General features: G+C 45.1%; 18 protein-coding genes. All 18 read left to right on the forward strand.

Annotation, left to right across the window (positions count from 1 at the left end; genetic code table 11):
- The first annotated feature begins 10 nt into the window (after positions 1-10).
- Positions 11-1,291, forward strand: coding sequence for a uracil-xanthine permease family protein (locus AAA939_RS11290; RefSeq protein WP_338208883.1), 1,281 nt, complete (start codon positions 11-13; stop codon positions 1,289-1,291).
- A gap of 277 nt (positions 1,292-1,568) precedes the next feature.
- Positions 1,569-2,285 (forward strand): F0F1 ATP synthase subunit A, encoded by a 717-nt coding sequence (atpB, locus tag AAA939_RS11295; protein WP_057707739.1) that lies wholly within the window; start codon positions 1,569-1,571, stop codon positions 2,283-2,285.
- A 41-nt stretch (positions 2,286-2,326) separates the two neighbouring features.
- Positions 2,327-2,539: a F0F1 ATP synthase subunit C gene (atpE, locus tag AAA939_RS11300; RefSeq protein WP_003639224.1), complete on the forward strand. Its 213-nt coding sequence runs from the start codon at positions 2,327-2,329 to the stop codon at positions 2,537-2,539.
- 53 nt (positions 2,540-2,592) lie between these two features.
- Positions 2,593-3,111, forward strand: coding sequence for a F0F1 ATP synthase subunit B (gene atpF, locus AAA939_RS11305; protein ID WP_057707738.1), 519 nt, complete (start codon positions 2,593-2,595; stop codon positions 3,109-3,111).
- Positions 3,101-3,646 (forward strand): ATP synthase F1 subunit delta, encoded by a 546-nt coding sequence (atpH, locus tag AAA939_RS11310; protein WP_338208892.1) that lies wholly within the window; start codon positions 3,101-3,103, stop codon positions 3,644-3,646. Before atpF ends, atpH begins: the two co-directional genes overlap by 11 nt.
- Positions 3,647-3,668: 22 nt before the next feature.
- Positions 3,669-5,189 (forward strand): F0F1 ATP synthase subunit alpha, encoded by a 1,521-nt coding sequence (gene atpA, locus AAA939_RS11315; RefSeq protein ID WP_057707734.1) that lies wholly within the window; start codon positions 3,669-3,671, stop codon positions 5,187-5,189.
- Positions 5,190-5,219: 30 nt separating this feature from the next.
- Positions 5,220-6,164, forward strand: a complete 945-nt coding sequence (locus AAA939_RS11320) for a F0F1 ATP synthase subunit gamma (protein ID WP_057707732.1) — start codon at positions 5,220-5,222, stop codon at positions 6,162-6,164.
- Positions 6,165-6,183: 19 nt separating this feature from the next.
- Positions 6,184-7,587 carry a F0F1 ATP synthase subunit beta gene (atpD, locus tag AAA939_RS11325; protein WP_057707729.1) on the forward strand — a complete coding sequence of 468 codons (1,404 nt, stop codon included), beginning with the start codon at positions 6,184-6,186 and terminating at the stop codon, positions 7,585-7,587.
- Between the two features lie 11 nt (positions 7,588-7,598).
- Positions 7,599-8,027: a F0F1 ATP synthase subunit epsilon gene (locus tag AAA939_RS11330; RefSeq protein WP_057707727.1), complete on the forward strand. Its 429-nt coding sequence runs from the start codon at positions 7,599-7,601 to the stop codon at positions 8,025-8,027.
- Between the two features lie 478 nt (positions 8,028-8,505).
- Entirely contained in the window at positions 8,506-9,822 is a 1,317-nt protein-coding gene (gene murA, locus AAA939_RS11335) for a UDP-N-acetylglucosamine 1-carboxyvinyltransferase (protein ID WP_338208895.1), read from the forward strand.
- 111 nt (positions 9,823-9,933) lie between these two features.
- Positions 9,934-10,488 carry a GNAT family N-acetyltransferase gene (locus AAA939_RS11340; RefSeq protein ID WP_338208896.1) on the forward strand — a complete coding sequence of 185 codons (555 nt, stop codon included), beginning with the start codon at positions 9,934-9,936 and terminating at the stop codon, positions 10,486-10,488.
- A 73-nt stretch (positions 10,489-10,561) separates the two neighbouring features.
- The gene (gene mreB, locus AAA939_RS11345; protein WP_057707720.1) at positions 10,562-11,563 is read left to right on the forward strand and encodes a rod shape-determining protein; all 1,002 of its coding nucleotides are present in this window, start codon (positions 10,562-10,564) and stop codon (positions 11,561-11,563) included.
- A gap of 5 nt (positions 11,564-11,568) precedes the next feature.
- Complete coding sequence (gene yidD, locus AAA939_RS11350) at positions 11,569-11,841, forward strand: membrane protein insertion efficiency factor YidD (RefSeq protein ID WP_338208898.1); 273 nt, start codon at positions 11,569-11,571, stop codon at positions 11,839-11,841.
- The gene (locus AAA939_RS11355) at positions 11,825-12,052 is read left to right on the forward strand and encodes a DUF2969 domain-containing protein (protein ID WP_057707716.1); all 228 of its coding nucleotides are present in this window, start codon (positions 11,825-11,827) and stop codon (positions 12,050-12,052) included. The genes yidD and AAA939_RS11355 overlap by 17 nt, the downstream gene beginning before the upstream one ends.
- Before the next feature lie 97 nt (positions 12,053-12,149).
- The gene (locus AAA939_RS11360) at positions 12,150-13,352 is read left to right on the forward strand and encodes an FtsW/RodA/SpoVE family cell cycle protein (protein WP_338208901.1); all 1,203 of its coding nucleotides are present in this window, start codon (positions 12,150-12,152) and stop codon (positions 13,350-13,352) included.
- A 32-nt stretch (positions 13,353-13,384) separates the two neighbouring features.
- Positions 13,385-13,681 carry a glycine cleavage system H family protein gene (locus tag AAA939_RS11365; RefSeq protein ID WP_057707712.1) on the forward strand — a complete coding sequence of 99 codons (297 nt, stop codon included), beginning with the start codon at positions 13,385-13,387 and terminating at the stop codon, positions 13,679-13,681.
- 380 nt (positions 13,682-14,061) lie between these two features.
- Positions 14,062-15,093: a methionine ABC transporter ATP-binding protein gene (locus AAA939_RS11370; RefSeq protein ID WP_338208904.1), complete on the forward strand. Its 1,032-nt coding sequence runs from the start codon at positions 14,062-14,064 to the stop codon at positions 15,091-15,093.
- On the forward strand, positions 15,086-15,778 hold the full coding sequence (locus tag AAA939_RS11375) for a methionine ABC transporter permease (RefSeq protein WP_338208906.1): 693 nt from the start codon (positions 15,086-15,088) through the stop codon (positions 15,776-15,778). Before AAA939_RS11370 ends, AAA939_RS11375 begins: the two co-directional genes overlap by 8 nt.
- Positions 15,779-15,781: the final 3 nt, after the last annotated feature.

The raw sequence follows: 15,781 nt of genomic DNA on the forward strand, positions 1-15,781 counted from the left end.
GGGGTGCGTTATGACAAAGAAGCCAGCGTTTCACAATGATGATGTTGTCTTAGATATTCATGACCGACCGAAATTTGGTAGTTGGTTAGGATTGTCGATTCAACACTTGTTCTCTATGTTTGGTTCGACCGTGTTAGTGCCAATCTTGGTGGGCCTGGATCCAGGGATTGCGTTATTCAGTTCCGGGGTTGGGACCTTAATGTATATTTTAATTACCCGACATAAAATTCCGGCATACATGGGGTCTAGTTTTTCATTTATTGTGGTGATGCAATCATTGATGAAGACGGCAGGATACCCGGCCATTGCACAGGGGACCATTGCCGTTGGGTGTGTTTACTTGTTAGTGAGCCTGCTAGTGACTTTAGTTGGTTCAGGGTGGATCGATAAGGCTTTACCACCAATTGTTGTTGGCCCAATTGTTATGGTGATTGGGTTGTCCTTAGCGGGTACGGCTGCTAAGGATGCGACGATGAATGGTAGCGCGTATAGCCTGCGATACTTCATCGTTGCCATGCTGACAATGCTTTTGACGATTGTCTTTAACATGTACCTGCGCGGGTTCATGAGCCTGGTTCCTATTTTATTAGGAATCGTGTGTGGGTACTTGATTGCTGTGGCTGCTGGTATCGTGAACTTTCAGCCGGTCATGGACGCACCCTGGTTCTCGTTACCGAAATTTCAAATTCCATTTGTAACGTACCATCCAGGCATGTATTGGGGCGCCATATTGAGTATGGCACCGATTGCCTTTGTGACGATGTCCGAACATATGGGCCACATCATGGTATTAAATAAATTGACTAAGCGGAACTTCTTCAAGGATCCCGGTTTAAATCATACCTTAGCCGGTGATGGGACGGCTTCAATTGTGGCGGCCTTCTTTGGTGGCCCGCCAGTAACGTCTTATGGTGAAAATATCGGTGTTTTAGCGATTACGCGGGTACATAGTATCTACGTTTTAGGCGGCGCAGCGTTCTTCGCCATCGTCTTTAGTTTCGTTGGTAAATTATCCGCTTTGATTGAAAGTATTCCGTCACCAGTAATTGGTGGGGTCAGCTTCCTCTTATTTGGGGTGATTGCTTCCAGCGGGATGCGAATTCTGATTGATAATAAAATTGATTTCAATAAAAAACGGAATTTAATGATCGCATCCGCAGTTTTAGTTATTGGGATTGGAAATGCCTATTTACAAATTAATTCTTTCCAATTCAGTGGTTTGGCGGTCGCAACGGTGTTAGGAATTTTGATGAACTTAATCTTACCAAAGACGGCGGTTAATGAAGAGTAAGCGCAACCAACGCTTGTAAGAATTGAAAATCAGAATGACTTTATGAAAATCCTACGGTGTGAAAGTTGATTGAAAGCTTGATATCGTGGGATTTTTACGTCGTGAAGAAAACGTGAAATTGTTTTGAAATTTTTCGACGGTGGTGGTATTATTACCATTGTATTTTGATTAGGGGTGACCCTAGTCTACCATTTCAGATTCCGATAAAATTGACGTTGTGTTCGTTACAGGTTAAGGTTATCGTGCACCTGAAATTAAAGGAAAGAGGTGAAATTCAGTGGATGAGGCAGTTCCTACGGTTCACTTTCTAGGGTTAACGTTTAATATTGCGAATGACATTTCAATTCTGTTGACGTGTCTAATAGTCTTCTTATTTGTTTTCTTATTGTCGCGACATATAACGCTTAAGCCTAAGGGTGGCCAAAATGTGCTGGAGTGGCTCATCGAGTTCACGAATGGCATTGTCAAGGGTTCGATCAAGGGTAATGACGCGGGACATTTCGGTTTGTACGCGTTCACGCTGTTCCTATTCATCTTCGTCGCTAACCAACTTGGGTTGTTCTTACACGTCCAAGTCGGCCAGTATACGTACGTTAAAAGTCCAACCGCAGATCCGATTGTGACGTTGACGTTGTCATTTATGACAGTGGCAATAGCGCATGCTGCTGGAGTACAAAAGAAGGGTATGAAGGGTTATCTTAAAGAGTACACTTCACCGTTCCTTGTATTCTTGCCGATCAACATTTTCGAACAGTTTACCGACTTCCTAACCTTAGGACTCCGGTTGTTCGGGAATATCTTTGCTGGTGAAATGTTATTGAGTAAGGTTGCGACTTTAGCAACCGGGAGTGGTAGCTGGTTCAGTTACGTCTACTCCTTCCCAATTGAATTTCTTTGGCAAGGGTTCTCAGTATTTATCGGGAGTGTTCAAGCATTCGTGTTTGTCACCTTGACTTCAGTTTATATTTCTCAAAAGGTTTCATCTGAGGAATAAAGAATTTCTTGTTTTTTAATTTTAAGGAGGATACACAAATTATGGGAGCAATTGCTGCAGGTATTGCTATGTTTGGTGCCGCTTTAGGTGCCGGTATTGGTAACGGTTTGGTTATTTCAAAGATGCTTGAAGGTATGGCCCGTCAGCCAGAATTATCTGGTCAATTACGGACTAACATGTTCATCGGTGTTGGGTTAATTGAATCAATGCCAATCATTTCCTTCGTTGTTGCCTTGATGGTTATGAACAAGTAATCATTGGTCAACGAGTTCATTTTAATGAAAATGAAAGAAGGAGGTGTCATTAGATGCTCTCGCATTTAATTCTCGGTGCATCATCCGGTTTATACCTTGGCGATATGCTGTTTATTGCGATTAGTTTCATTATTTTGATGGCGTTAATTGCAGTCGTTGCTTGGAACCCAATCACGAAAATGATGGGTGAACGGGCTGACAAGATTGCAAACGATATTGATTCTGCACAAAAGTCACGGCAAGAGGCCAACGACTTAGCAGATCAACGGCGCGACGCTTTATCACACTCACGAACTGAGGCCAGTGGAATTGTGGCTGACGCAAAGCAGAGTGGTGAAAAGCAACGTGCAACCATCGTTGCTGACGCTCAAAACGAAGCAACGCAGTATAAGCAAAACGCGCGCAAGGATATTGAACAGGAGCGTCAAGATGCCTTAAAGAACGTCCAATCTGACGTGGCAGATATTTCGGTTGAAATTGCTTCGAAGATTATCAAGAAGCAGTTGGATCCGGAAGGCCAACAGGCATTAATTAATTCGTATATTGAAGGGTTGGGAAAGCATGAGTCTTGATAAACTTACAGTTGCAAACCGATACTCAAAGGCACTCTTTGAGCTTGCAATTGAAAAGGATCAGACCGAAGCATTCCTGACTGAGTTAAAGCAATTACGGCAAGTCTTTGTCGACAATCCGCAATTGGCAGAGGTCCTTTCAGGATCATTGCTTCCGGTTGATCAAAAACAGGCCACGTTGTCAACTTTGACTGACCATGCTTCTGAATACATTAAAAACTTTATTCAAATGTTGTATGATTACGGCCGCATGTCGAACTTAATTGACATTGTCGACGCGTTTGAAGCACGTTTCGATGAAAGTCATAAGATAGTGCATGCCGAAGTGACGTCTGCGGTCAAGTTGTCAGATGAGCAAGCTGATGCCATTGCAGCGGCGTTTGCCCAACGCGTTGGCGCACAAAAGGTTGTTTTGACCCGTAAAGTGGACGAAGCAATCATTGGTGGCGTAATTGTGAAATCAAATAATCAAACGTTTGATGGTAGCGTTGCGTTACAATTAACGAATTTAAGACGAGCACTCATCAACAATTAGTTTACGAAGAGGTGAAACTTTTATGAGCATTAAATCTGAAGAAATCAGTGCTCTAATCAAACAACAATTAGAAAGTTACCAGACTGAACTCTCAGTTGCTGAAACCGGTACTGTCACCTACGTTGGTGATGGGATCGCCCGGGCACATGGACTCGACAACGCCTTACAAGGTGAATTGCTCGAATTCAGTAATGGGGTTTATGGAATGGTCCAAAACCTCGAAAGCAACGATGTTGGTATCGTTGTTTTAGGGGATTTTGATGGTATTCGTGAAGGCGATACGGTCAAGCGGACAGGTCGTATCATGGAAGTTCCCGTTGGGGACGCCATGATTGGCCGGGTTGTTAACCCGTTAGGTCAACCCATTGACGGTTTAGGTGAAATTAAGACCACGAACACGCGGCCAATTGAACATAAAGCGCCTGGGATTATGCAACGGCAATCCGTTAGCGAACCATTACAGACTGGGATCAAGGCCATTGATGCCTTAGTTCCAATCGGTCGTGGCCAACGTGAATTGATTATCGGTGACCGTAAGACTGGTAAAACATCAGTTGCCATCGATGCAATTTTAAATCAAAAAGATCAAGATATGATTTGTGTCTACGTCGCTATTGGTCAAAAAGACTCAACAGTGCGGGCCCAAGTTGAAACGCTTAAGAAGTTAGGCGCGATGGATTACACCATCGTCGTAACGGCCGGTCCTTCTGAACCAGCACCGTTACTTTACTTGGCACCATACGCCGGCGCAGCGATCGGTGAAGAGTTCATGTTTAATGGCAAGCACGTTTTGATCGTGTACGATGACCTTTCAAAACAAGCAACGGCTTACCGTGAACTTTCATTGATCTTACGTCGTCCTCCAGGTCGTGAAGCTTACCCTGGTGATGTTTTCTACTTGCATTCACGTTTACTCGAACGGGCTGCAAAGTTGAATGACGAATTGGGTGGCGGTTCAATGACGGCTTTACCAATCATTGAAACCCAAGCGGGCGATATTTCCGCTTATATTCCAACCAACGTTATTTCCATCACCGATGGGCAAATCTTCTTGGATAGCGATTCCTTCTATTCTGGGGTTCGTCCAGCCATCGATGCTGGGGCCTCAGTTTCCCGGGTTGGTGGGGATGCTCAAATCAAAGCCATGAAGTCCGTTGCTGGGACTTTACGTTTGGACTTGGCATCATACCATGAACTTGAATCCTTCTCACAATTTGGTTCTGACTTGGATGCGGCAACGCAAGCTAAGTTGAACCGTGGGCAACGGATCGTGGAAGTATTGAAGCAACCTGTCCATTCACCATTAAAGGTTGAAGAACAAGTCATGATTCTGTACGCATTGACGAATGGTTACGTGGACAAAGTCGCAGTTTCAGACATTGCGCGTTACCAAGCAGAATTATTTGAATCTCTTCATGCAAATCACCAAGAACTCTTTGACGCTGTCACTTCAACTGGTAAATTACCAGATACTGACAAGTTAAACAGTGCTTTGGATGAATTTGCTGCGCAGTTCCAGCCTACCGCTGCTACTGCAAAGTAATTAATGGCTGAAAAGGATGGTGAGTAGTGCATGGCAGAATCATTAATGGATGTTAAGCGCCGCATTGACTCAACCAAGAAGACCCACCAAATTACGTCCGCGATGCAAATGGTCTCAACTGCAAAGTTGAACCAGATTCAAAAGCATACGTCGACGTATCAGGTGTACGCTTCAAAAGTTGAAAGCATTGTGTCACATCTTGCCAAAGCTCATCTGATGACATCCAGTGCCGGTGTGCCTAACAGTAATTCCAACACCATTTCGGTTAGTGAATTGTTGGCACAACGTCCCGTTAAAAAGACCGGTTTATTAGTGATTACCTCTGACCGGGGGCTTGTGGGAAGCTATAATAGTAACGTCTTACGACAGACGAATGACTTTATGCAAAACCACGACTTAAACGCTGATAATACCGTTGTTTTGGCGGTAGGTGGTACTGGTGCGGACTTCTTTAAAAAGAACGGCTTAAACGTGGCGTACGAATACCGCGGCGTCTCTGACGTACCAACTTTTAAGGAAGTGCGGGAAATCGTTAAAACAGTCACCTCGATGTACCATAACGAAGTGTTCGATGAACTTTACGTTTTCTACAACCACTTTATCAACCGGCTTTCTTCCGGGTTCCGGTCAGTTAAAATGCTGCCGATTTCCGAAGAAACCTTTGCACAAAGTGAAAAAGATAACCGTAAAGCTAAGGACAGCCGGGTAGACGTTGGTCCTGAATACGAGATGGAACCATCGGAAGAAGCCATATTGTCGGCCGTGTTGCCACAATACGCCGAAAGCCTGGTTTATGGGGCAATCTTGGATGCCAAGACTGCTGAACACGCTTCATCGTCAACGGCGATGAAGGCCGCATCAGATAACGCTGGCGATTTAATCGATCGCTTAAATCTGAAATATAACCGTGCGCGTCAAGCTGCTATTACCACTGAAATTACTGAAATCACTGGTGGCTTGGTTGCGCAAGAATAGTGGGAGGAATTAACGACTAATGAGTACAGGTAAAGTTGTACAAGTTATTGGACCCGTTGTCGACGTTGAATTCTCTCTAAACGACAAGTTACCGGATATTAATAACGCCTTGATCATCCAAAAAGACAACGACGAAACCTTAACGGTTGAAGTATCGTTGGAATTAGGTGACGGGGTTGTTCGGACCGTCGCAATGGATGGTACGGATGGTTTACGTCGCGGGATGGTTGTTGAAGACACTGGTTCTTCAATCACCGTTCCCGTTGGTAAAGAGACGTTAGGCCGGGTATTTAACGTTTTAGGGGAAACCATTGATGGTGGTCCAGAATTCGGTCCAGATGCTGAACGTAACCCAATCCATCGGGATGCGCCTAAGTATGATGAATTAACGACCAGTACGGAAGTTCTGGAAACTGGGATTAAAGTTATCGACCTCTTAGCACCATATGTTCGTGGTGGTAAGATTGGGTTGTTCGGTGGTGCCGGTGTTGGTAAAACCGTTTTAATCCAGGAATTAATTCATAACATTGCCCAAGAACATAACGGGATTTCCGTCTTCACCGGTGTTGGTGAACGGACTCGTGAAGGTAATGACCTTTACTTCGAAATGAAGGGGTCTGGGGTTCTTAAGAACACCGCCATGGTCTATGGACAAATGAACGAACCACCGGGTGCCCGTATGCGGGTTGCCTTGACTGGTTTAACCATTGCGGAATACTTCCGTGATGTTGCTGGCCAAGACGTGTTGTTATTTATTGATAACATCTTCCGGTTTACCCAAGCTGGTTCTGAAGTTTCCGCCTTACTTGGCCGGATTCCTTCAGCCGTTGGGTACCAACCAACGTTAGCAACTGAAATGGGTCAATTGCAGGAACGGATTACTTCAACTAAGAAGGGTTCCGTTACTTCAATTCAAGCCGTTTATGTGCCTGCCGATGACTATACCGACCCGGCACCTGCAACGACTTTCGCCCATTTGGATGCAACGACCAACCTGGAACGTTCTTTGACTGAACAAGGGATTTATCCAGCCGTTGATCCGTTGGCTTCTTCATCAATCGCCTTGGATCCATCAATCGTGGGTCAAGAACATTATGAAGTTGCTACCGAAGTTCAACGGGTCTTGCAACGGTACCGTGAATTGCAAGATATCATCTCAATTTTAGGGATGGATGAATTATCTGACGAAGAAAAGACGACCGTTGCACGTGCACGGCGGATTCAATTCTTCTTGTCACAAAACTTCTTCGTTGCTGAAAACTTTACGGGTCAACCTGGTGCTTACGTACCAATTAAAGACACTGTAAAGGGCTTCAAAGAAATCCTTGAAGGTAAATACGATGACCTACCAGAAGACGCATTCCGTCAAGTTGGTAAGATTGAAGACGTCGTCGAAAAAGCGAAATCGATGGTCACTGATTAGGAGGGGTTTCTATGGCTGACAATGGAAAATCATTAACCGTTAGCATCGTAACTCCAGACGGTCAGGTCTATGAGAACAAAACCCCGATGTTGATCGTACGTACGATCAACGGGGAACTCGGGATTTTACCGAACCATATTCCCGTGATTGCGTCATTAGCAATCGATGAAGTCCGAATCAAGCAAATCGAAAGTGATCAAGAAGATGATGAAATTGCCGTTAACGGTGGTTTTGTTGAGTTCAGCGAGAACGTTGCAACCATTGTAGCGGACAGTGCTGAACGTCAAAATGACATTGACGTTGCTCGGGCCGAAAACGCGCGGAAGCGGGCGGAAAGTCGGATTCAAGAAGCGCAACAAAAGCATGATGATGCTGAGTTAGCGCGGGCGCAAGTCGCATTGCGGCGGGCGATGAACCGGCTCCACGTTGCGCACCGGTAATCGTGAATATCCTGCAAAAGCATCTGCATTAGTGCGGATGCTTTTTTTGTGACCTAAATTTGAGAAGGTACAGCTGCGATAGATATGCAAATATTTAGCCTCACAACGAGTAAAAATAAGTGAAAAAACGGGTAATGATACGTAATTAATTAACCAATCATAAGCCTTAAATATTTGTGATGAAATTGTAACAGAAATGTAAAATGTAATATTTATTCAGAAGGGTTCTATGTTATGATGATTAGGAACCGGCTGGGGACTAGCGTTCGGTTAGTGTAAAGGAACGTTAGTCATCATCCATGGTTGTTGCTTTAAATTTGGATTGCTTATTGGGCAGTGTTAGCACTGTTTCGGTACCATGATCGTAACTTGTTTTAGTAACGATTCAATGAGGTTGCTCTTCGAACTTCTTTTTGACGCAATCCGAAATCTCACGTAACTTGTTTGTTTATAATCGCTTGATGATGGAGGGTTATCCATGGAAGAAATTGTTGTTCATGGCGGTCAACGTTTGACAGGAAATGTTCATATTGAAGGGGCTAAAAACGCGGTCTTACCAATTTTGGCAGCGGGTTTGCTTGCAAGTAGCGGTCAGACTCACTTAACAAATGTCCCCGTTTTATCGGATGTCTTTACAATGAATAACGTCTTACGGTTCTTAAATACCAAAGTTGATTTTGATGAAATTAATAAGACGGTTGATATCGATGCCAGTCAGAAATTATCTGCTGAAGCACCGTTTCAATACGTTTCAAAAATGCGGGCTTCCATCGTTGTGATGGGCCCACTCTTGGCACGCTTAGGGCGAGCCAAAGTGGCGATGCCCGGTGGTTGTGCAATTGGTTCACGACCAATTGACCTTCACTTGAAGGGCTTAAGTGCTTTAGGAGCTGAAATCGAACGCCATGATGGCTACGTTGAAGCTCGGGCAACCCATTTACACGGTGCCCAAATTTACTTAGACTTTCCAAGTGTTGGGGCCACACAAAATATTATGATGGCGGCGACCTTGGCTGACGGGACCACGACGATGGAAAACGTGGCTCGTGAACCAGAGATCGTGGACTTAGCAAATATCTTGAACCAGATGGGTGCGAAGATCACCGGTGCCGGAACGGAAACGTTGCGGATCGAAGGGGTCAAAGCCATGCATGGTTGCGAACACAGTGTGGTTCAAGATCGAATCGAAGCCGGGACGTTCATGGTTGCGGCGGCGGTTACTCGGGGGAACGTCTTAGTTGAAGATGCCATTGCTGAGCATAATAAACCGTTGATTTCTAAAATGCGTGAAATGGGTGTTCAAGTCACTGAAGAAGACGCTGGCATTCGGGTAATTGGCCCGGAAAAGCTGAAGCCTACTTCAGTTAAGACGTTACCGCACCCCGGTTTTCCAACCGACATGCAGCCTCAAATGACGATCTTGCAGCTCTGTGCGCAGGGGACGAGTTTGTTAACTGAAACGGTCTTTGAAAACCGGTTTATGCACCTTGAGGAATTACGCCGGATGAACGCGGACTTCAAGATTGATGGGCGTTCGGTCATTTTATATGGTCCAACGGACTTCAACGGGGCGCAAGTGGCTGCTAGTGATTTACGAGCAGCGGCAGCCTTGGTGATTGCCGGCTTGGTTGCGCATGGTTACACCGAGATTACTAATTTGAAATACCTTGACCGTGGCTACTTTAATTTCCACGGTAAGTTGGAAAAGTTAGGGGCGGAGATCGAACGGATCAACGTTCCGGATGAGACCGTTTACGCGTTGAATCCTGACTTTGCTAACGAAGCGGCAGAATAAAAAAGATAATAATTGCTTACAAAACCTTCAAAATGCGATAAACTCGTTTTTGAGGGCTTTTTTTGTGACACGAAGCTACGTAAACCAGTTAATTCATTCAGGAGGACTCAAATGTTCATTAACATTATTGACAAACATATTTCTTTGAAACCAACCGAAGTTGCCGATGCCGAACCATTATTTGACTTAGTTGCGCAGAACCGCGCGTACTTAAAGACGTGGTTACCATGGGTCGATGCAATGACGACGGCAAATGACGAACGTCAATTCATCGAAGGCATGTTAACTAAACAGGCTCAAGGTGACGTCTTTTTGGCAACCATCATCGTGGACGGTGAAGTTGCAGGGGTCATTGATATCCATAATATCAGCGCACTGAACCACCGTGGCGAAATTGGGTACTGGTTAGGCCAAGCCTTTACGGGCCGCGGCGTCATGACTAAATCACTCGAACGCCTAGAAGAAATTGCGTTCACCGAATTAGATCTTCATAAGATTCAATTGGGTGCCATGGTGGACAATAAGGCAAGTCGTGCGGTTGCTGAACGACGCCAATACCATTTAGATGCGACCTTGCCTGAAAATATTTTGGTCAATGAACAGTATCATGATGAAGTAATCTATTCGTTAACGGTCGATGAATGGTCAAAACGGCGCGACGATTAGCGCGTGTTCTCATGAACTATTGAGTATGGTATAATGACAAGTTGTATATTGGATGTTTGAGAGGAGCAAAAACATGGCTTTAGATATTGGTATTGATTTGGGTACTGCCAATGTTTTGATTTATGTATCGGGTAAGGGCATCGTATTGAACGAACCGTCCGTAGTTGCCATTGATACCAACACGAATCAAGTTTTAGCGGTAGGGTCCGAAGCCTATCAAATGGTAGGTAAGACACCGAGCAACATTCGCGCAATTCGTCCGTTAAAAGACGGTGTGATCTCAGATTTTGACGTCACGGAAGAAATGCTGTCGTATTTCATTAAAAAATTAAACGTTCGGGGAATCATGTCGCGTCCTAGCATCATGATCTGTACCCCAACGAACACAACTGAAATTGAACGGAAGGCCATTTTGCAAGCTGCCGAAAAATCCGGTGGTAGCAAGGTCTATTTGGAAGTGGAACCAAAAGTGGCGGCCATTGGTGCCGGCATGGATATCTTCCAACCACGCGGTAACATGGTCATTGATATTGGTGGTGGGACCAGCGATATTGCCGTCCTATCATTGGGCGATATCGTTGCCAGCAGTTCATTACGAATGGCTGGAGATCGCATGAACCAAGATATCGTTAACTATGTGAAGGACAACCATCACTTGTTAATTGGTGAACGTAGTGCTGAACAAGTTAAGATTCAAATCGCCCAAGTCTTCAAACAAGATGACGAAGACGATAAGGTCATGCAAGTTCGGGGCCGGGACACGGTTACTGGGATGCCACGGTCACTTGATATCGATTCAAATCAGGTCGAAGAAGCCATTCACGAGACTTTGATGCAAATCGTCAGTACCGCACACCACGTCATGGAGACGTTGCCACCAGAAATTGCAGCGGACATCATTGATCGTGGAATCACCTTAACTGGTGGTGGCGCGTTACTCAGCGGCTTAGACCAACTTATCAGTGAAAATCTGAAGGTGCCGGTTGTGGTTGCGGAACACCCACTCAACAACGTTGCGCAAGGTGCAGGGATTTTACTCGAGCACATGCAAAAAACGGCTAAAAACAAGAAGTAACACCCATGAAGCGGCTATTAATGAAAGGCATTCGTTTTTATCAACGGGCCTTTTCTGCGTTTACACCGTCGCACTGCCGGTATCAGCCAACCTGTTCCAACTACGCACTAGGCGCCGTTGAAAAATTTGGCTGGTTCAAGGGTGGTCTCATGGGAATTGCCCGGGTCTTACGGTGTCAGCCGTTAGTTAAGGGTGGCTTAGACCCGGTTCCGGACAATTTCACGTTGCGCCGTAACCCGCTATTTAGGGAGGATAAAACGAGTGTCAAAAAAAGATAAATCAATTTCTGTGACTTTAAACGAAACCAAGGTCAATGACCAAACGGTAACGGAAGTCCTAATTGGCAAACAAATCATTGGTCAGGTCATCCAAAATGGTGACCGCTATGAAGCCGAAATGATGAGTGATAATCAACCATTTGCACACAGCAAGTCGTTTGATGAAAGCTTACAAGAAGTTTTGTCAGCTTATCACTTACACAAAGGCTAATTTTTAGTAAACCTTCAACCTGGTTCCGTTTACTCGGGGCCAGGTTGTTGTATAATTAAACGTATCTTAAAGGCATTAAAATTAAGGAGCGTTATTTGTGGCAGAACAATCTAGACTCCGTGGTCAAGAAGACTCACGAATTGACTGGGGTATCATATTTTCAGTGATGATGCTAGGCTTGATCGGGTTAGCCTCGATCTACGTTGCCGCCGTACACGACTCAAGTTCTGTGAACGTGACGAAACAGGTTATTTCACAGTTGATGTGGTTCGTTATTGGGACAGCACTGGCCGTCATCATCATGCAGTTTGATTCAGAACAGCTCTGGCGGGTCGCTCCGATTGCATATTGGTTCGGGATATTTCTATTAGCGGCCGTTTTGATCTTTTATAGTCGGCCAATGTTTAATAGTACCGGGGCCAAAAGTTGGTTTGGGGTTGGCTCGCTGACCTTCCAGCCTTCGGAAGTCATGAAACCGGCCTTCATCTTAATGATGGGGCGGGTCGTGACGATGCATAATACGGAGAATCCGACGCACACCACGGCTGGTGACTGGCAGTTGATCGGAAAATTGGTCGCGTACATGGTACCAGTTGCCATCCTGCTAAAGTTACAAAATGACTTTGGGACGATGTTGGTGTTCTTCGCCATTTTAGGTGGGGTCATCCTCGTCTCAGGAATTTCTTGGCGATTGCTTGCACCAACTTTTTCAGTGGTGTTTGTGGTTGCTGCGACGGCTTTATATTTAGTGATTTCGAATAGTGGTCGGCATATCTTGGAAGCACTTGGTTTCAAGCAGTACCAGTTCGCACGGATTGATACTTGGTTGAATCCATCTACGGATACGTCTAACAACGCGTACCAAGTTTGGCAAAGTATGAAAGCCATTGGTTCCGGACAAATCACGGGACGCGGTTTCAACGTGTCCCACGTGACCGTGCCGGTGCGTGAATCTGATATGATTTTCTCCGTTATTGGGGAAAACTTCGGGTTCGTTGGGGCGGCCGTTGTGATCTTGCTATATTTCTTGTTGATTTACCAAATGATCCGGGTGACTTTTGATACTAAGAATGAATTTTATGCTTATATCTCAACTGGGGTTATCATGATGATCTTGTTCCACGTTTTTGAAAACGTTGGGATGAGTATCGGACTGTTACCGATGACCGGGATTCCATTGCCGTTTATCAGTCAAGGGGGCTCAGCTTTAATTGCTAACATGGCCGGGATTGGACTAATTATGTCGATGCGGTACCATTACAAGTCATACATGTTTAGTCGTAATGACCGGTTTGAATAGTTAAAAAATTTTAGGAAAGCATGGTGTTAAGTATGAGTGAAGACGCAAATTACTTTTGGACTAAGGATGTTGATGGGCGGACGCGGTTAGGATTAACTAAGGCAGCGCATGAAGCTTTGGGTGAAATCAAATACGCTGAGTTACCCGCCGTGGGTGACAAAATTAGTCAGAAATCTGCTTTTCTAAGTGTTGAAGCAACTAAGGCGGTCTCCGAATTTAACGCGCCTATCAATGGTACGGTCGTTGCTGTTAATCCGGCGCTGTCCGCTAACTACGACGCGTTAAACAGTGTTGAAGACGGGGTTGCATGGTTAATCGATGTGGACTAATCTGGAACTCTTGACAACCAGAATGTTGGTCGGGTATACTCAGTACATCGAGCAACATTAACAATTGATTAAAAAATTTATCATTTTGAAAAGATGAGTACGTGGTTATGATTACTTAGAGAGTCCCGGGTTGGTGCAAAGGGATTGATCATGAAGCCGAAGATGGTCTTGGAGTAATGAAGTCTGGTGAGCGAATTCGTAAGTCAGGCTTGAGTCGCACCCATTATCGTGCGGAGTTTGTTAGAACTCTTGAGACAATTAGTGTGAGCTAATTGTAAAAATGGGTGGTACCACGAGACCGAGCTTCTCGTCCTGTTGATAATTATGACCGTAATTATCTGCAGAACGGGAAGTTTTTTTATGTGTAAGGAGGAATTGAATTGATTGAATTTAAAGATGTGACAAAAACCTTTGATGCCAAACAGGGGAGTGTCCATGCGGTCCAAGATGTTAATTTAAAGATCGAAGACGGACATATTTATGGAATCGTTGGTTATTCTGGTGCTGGTAAGAGTACGCTAATGCGGATGCTGAACGGATTGGAAACACCAACGAGCGGTTCGGTCAATATTGACGGGGTCGAGATTTCCGCGTTAAGCGGGGCGCCGTTACGGGAACAACGACATAAAATTGGGATGATCTTCCAACATTTTAATTTACTATGGTCGCGGACCGTCTTAGAAAACATCATGTTTCCACTAGAGATTGCGGGCAAAAGTAAAGCTGAAGCGAAGCAAAAGGCTGAACACTTAGCCGATTTAGTTGGGCTAGCTGGTCGGGAAACGGCTTACCCTTCAGAATTATCCGGTGGTCAAAAGCAACGGGTGGGGATTGCCCGGGCGTTAGCAAATGACCCGCAAATCCTGCTATCCGATGAAGCGACTAGCGCGTTGGATCCACAAACGACGGACGAAGTTTTAGACTTATTATTATCGATTAACCAGAAATTACACTTAACCATCGTGCTAATCACACACGAGATGCACGTGATTCGTAAAATTGCGGACCACGTGGCCGTGATGGAGGATGGTAAGATCGTTGAAAAGGGGCCGGTCTTAGAAGTCTTTAAACGGCCAAAACAAGCGGTTACAAAACGCTTCGTTAATGAAGAAGTGACGCCGTCATTAAACGATACCACGGTTGTTGTGGATCAGTTGTTAGCCAAGTATCCAAACGGTACGATTGTTAAGCTGACGTTCCATGGTGATCAGGCGCAATTGCCGATTGTTTCGGAAATGCTGAAACAGTACCCACTGGACTTGAACATTATTGAAGGTGGGATTCACCAGACACAAGAAGGCGCGATTGGGTCGTTATACCTCCAATTGACGGGGGACCGGACGCAGATTGATGGTGCGCTCGCTTACTTACAAAAGATGCGCGTAGAAACGGAGGTATTGAACCGTGAATAGTCAGGGTTTAAGTTCGTATTTTCAATTTTCAAACGTTGATTGGGGCAATATGTTCTCCGCAACTTGGGAAACGGTATGGATGACCGTTGGTTCAATGATCGTCGTCGCAATTTTGGGACTGGCCTTAGGATTGCTGCTATTTGAAACAACGAATAGTCACAATCCGTTGATCAAAGTGTTAAATTGGCTAGTCGCGTTGTTCGTGAACGTTTTCCGGTCGATTCCATTCATCATTTTGATCGTGCTATTATTGCCGATTACGCAAAAACTGGTCGGTACGATTATCGGACCACGCGCAGCGTTACCTTCATTGATCATTTCCGCCGCACCGTTTTATGCCCGGATGGTTGAATTAGCCTTTCATGAACTCGATCACGGGGTCGTGGAAGCCGCTGAATCCATGGGTGCAACGCGTTGGCAAATTATTCGGAAGGTCTTGTTACCAGAAAGTATGCCAGCATTGGTATCCGGGATTACCGTTACAACCATCAGTTTGATTGGCTACACGGCTATGGCCGGTGCAATCGGGGCTGGTGGGCTGGGAACCCTCGCTTACCAAGATGGGTTTCAGTCGAACAATAACGCGATTACGTTAGTCGCAACGGTGATTATCGTGATCATTGTGTTTATTTTTCAATTCATTGGGGACTGGGCCGTTCGTCGAATCGACAAACGTGCAAATTAAGAG

The sequence above is a fragment of the Lactiplantibacillus paraxiangfangensis genome (assembly GCF_036246185.1).
GTDB lineage: Bacteria > Bacillota > Bacilli > Lactobacillales > Lactobacillaceae > Lactiplantibacillus > Lactiplantibacillus paraxiangfangensis.

Bases quoted from the DNA above. Each gene is read 5' to 3' on its own strand.
- atpE (WP_003639224.1), top strand. From the start codon at position 2,327: ATGGGAGCAATTGCTGCAGGTATTGCTATGTTTGGTGCCGCTTTAGGT.
- atpD (WP_057707729.1), top strand. From the start codon at position 6,184: ATGAGTACAGGTAAAGTTGTACAAGTTATTGGACCCGTTGTCGACGTT.
- AAA939_RS11365 (WP_057707712.1), top strand. From the start codon at position 13,385: ATGAGTGAAGACGCAAATTACTTTTGGACTAAGGATGTTGATGGGCGG.
- AAA939_RS11320 (WP_057707732.1), top strand. From the start codon at position 5,220: ATGGCAGAATCATTAATGGATGTTAAGCGCCGCATTGACTCAACCAAG.
- atpA (WP_057707734.1), top strand. From the start codon at position 3,669: ATGAGCATTAAATCTGAAGAAATCAGTGCTCTAATCAAACAACAATTA.
- yidD (WP_338208898.1), top strand. From the start codon at position 11,569: ATGAAGCGGCTATTAATGAAAGGCATTCGTTTTTATCAACGGGCCTTT.
- mreB (WP_057707720.1), top strand. From the start codon at position 10,562: ATGGCTTTAGATATTGGTATTGATTTGGGTACTGCCAATGTTTTGATT.
- AAA939_RS11340 (WP_338208896.1), top strand. From the start codon at position 9,934: ATGTTCATTAACATTATTGACAAACATATTTCTTTGAAACCAACCGAA.
- AAA939_RS11330 (WP_057707727.1), top strand. From the start codon at position 7,599: ATGGCTGACAATGGAAAATCATTAACCGTTAGCATCGTAACTCCAGAC.
- murA (WP_338208895.1), top strand. From the start codon at position 8,506: ATGGAAGAAATTGTTGTTCATGGCGGTCAACGTTTGACAGGAAATGTT.
- atpH (WP_338208892.1), top strand. From the start codon at position 3,101: ATGAGTCTTGATAAACTTACAGTTGCAAACCGATACTCAAAGGCACTC.
- atpF (WP_057707738.1), top strand. From the start codon at position 2,593: ATGCTCTCGCATTTAATTCTCGGTGCATCATCCGGTTTATACCTTGGC.
- AAA939_RS11290 (WP_338208883.1), top strand. From the start codon at position 11: ATGACAAAGAAGCCAGCGTTTCACAATGATGATGTTGTCTTAGATATT.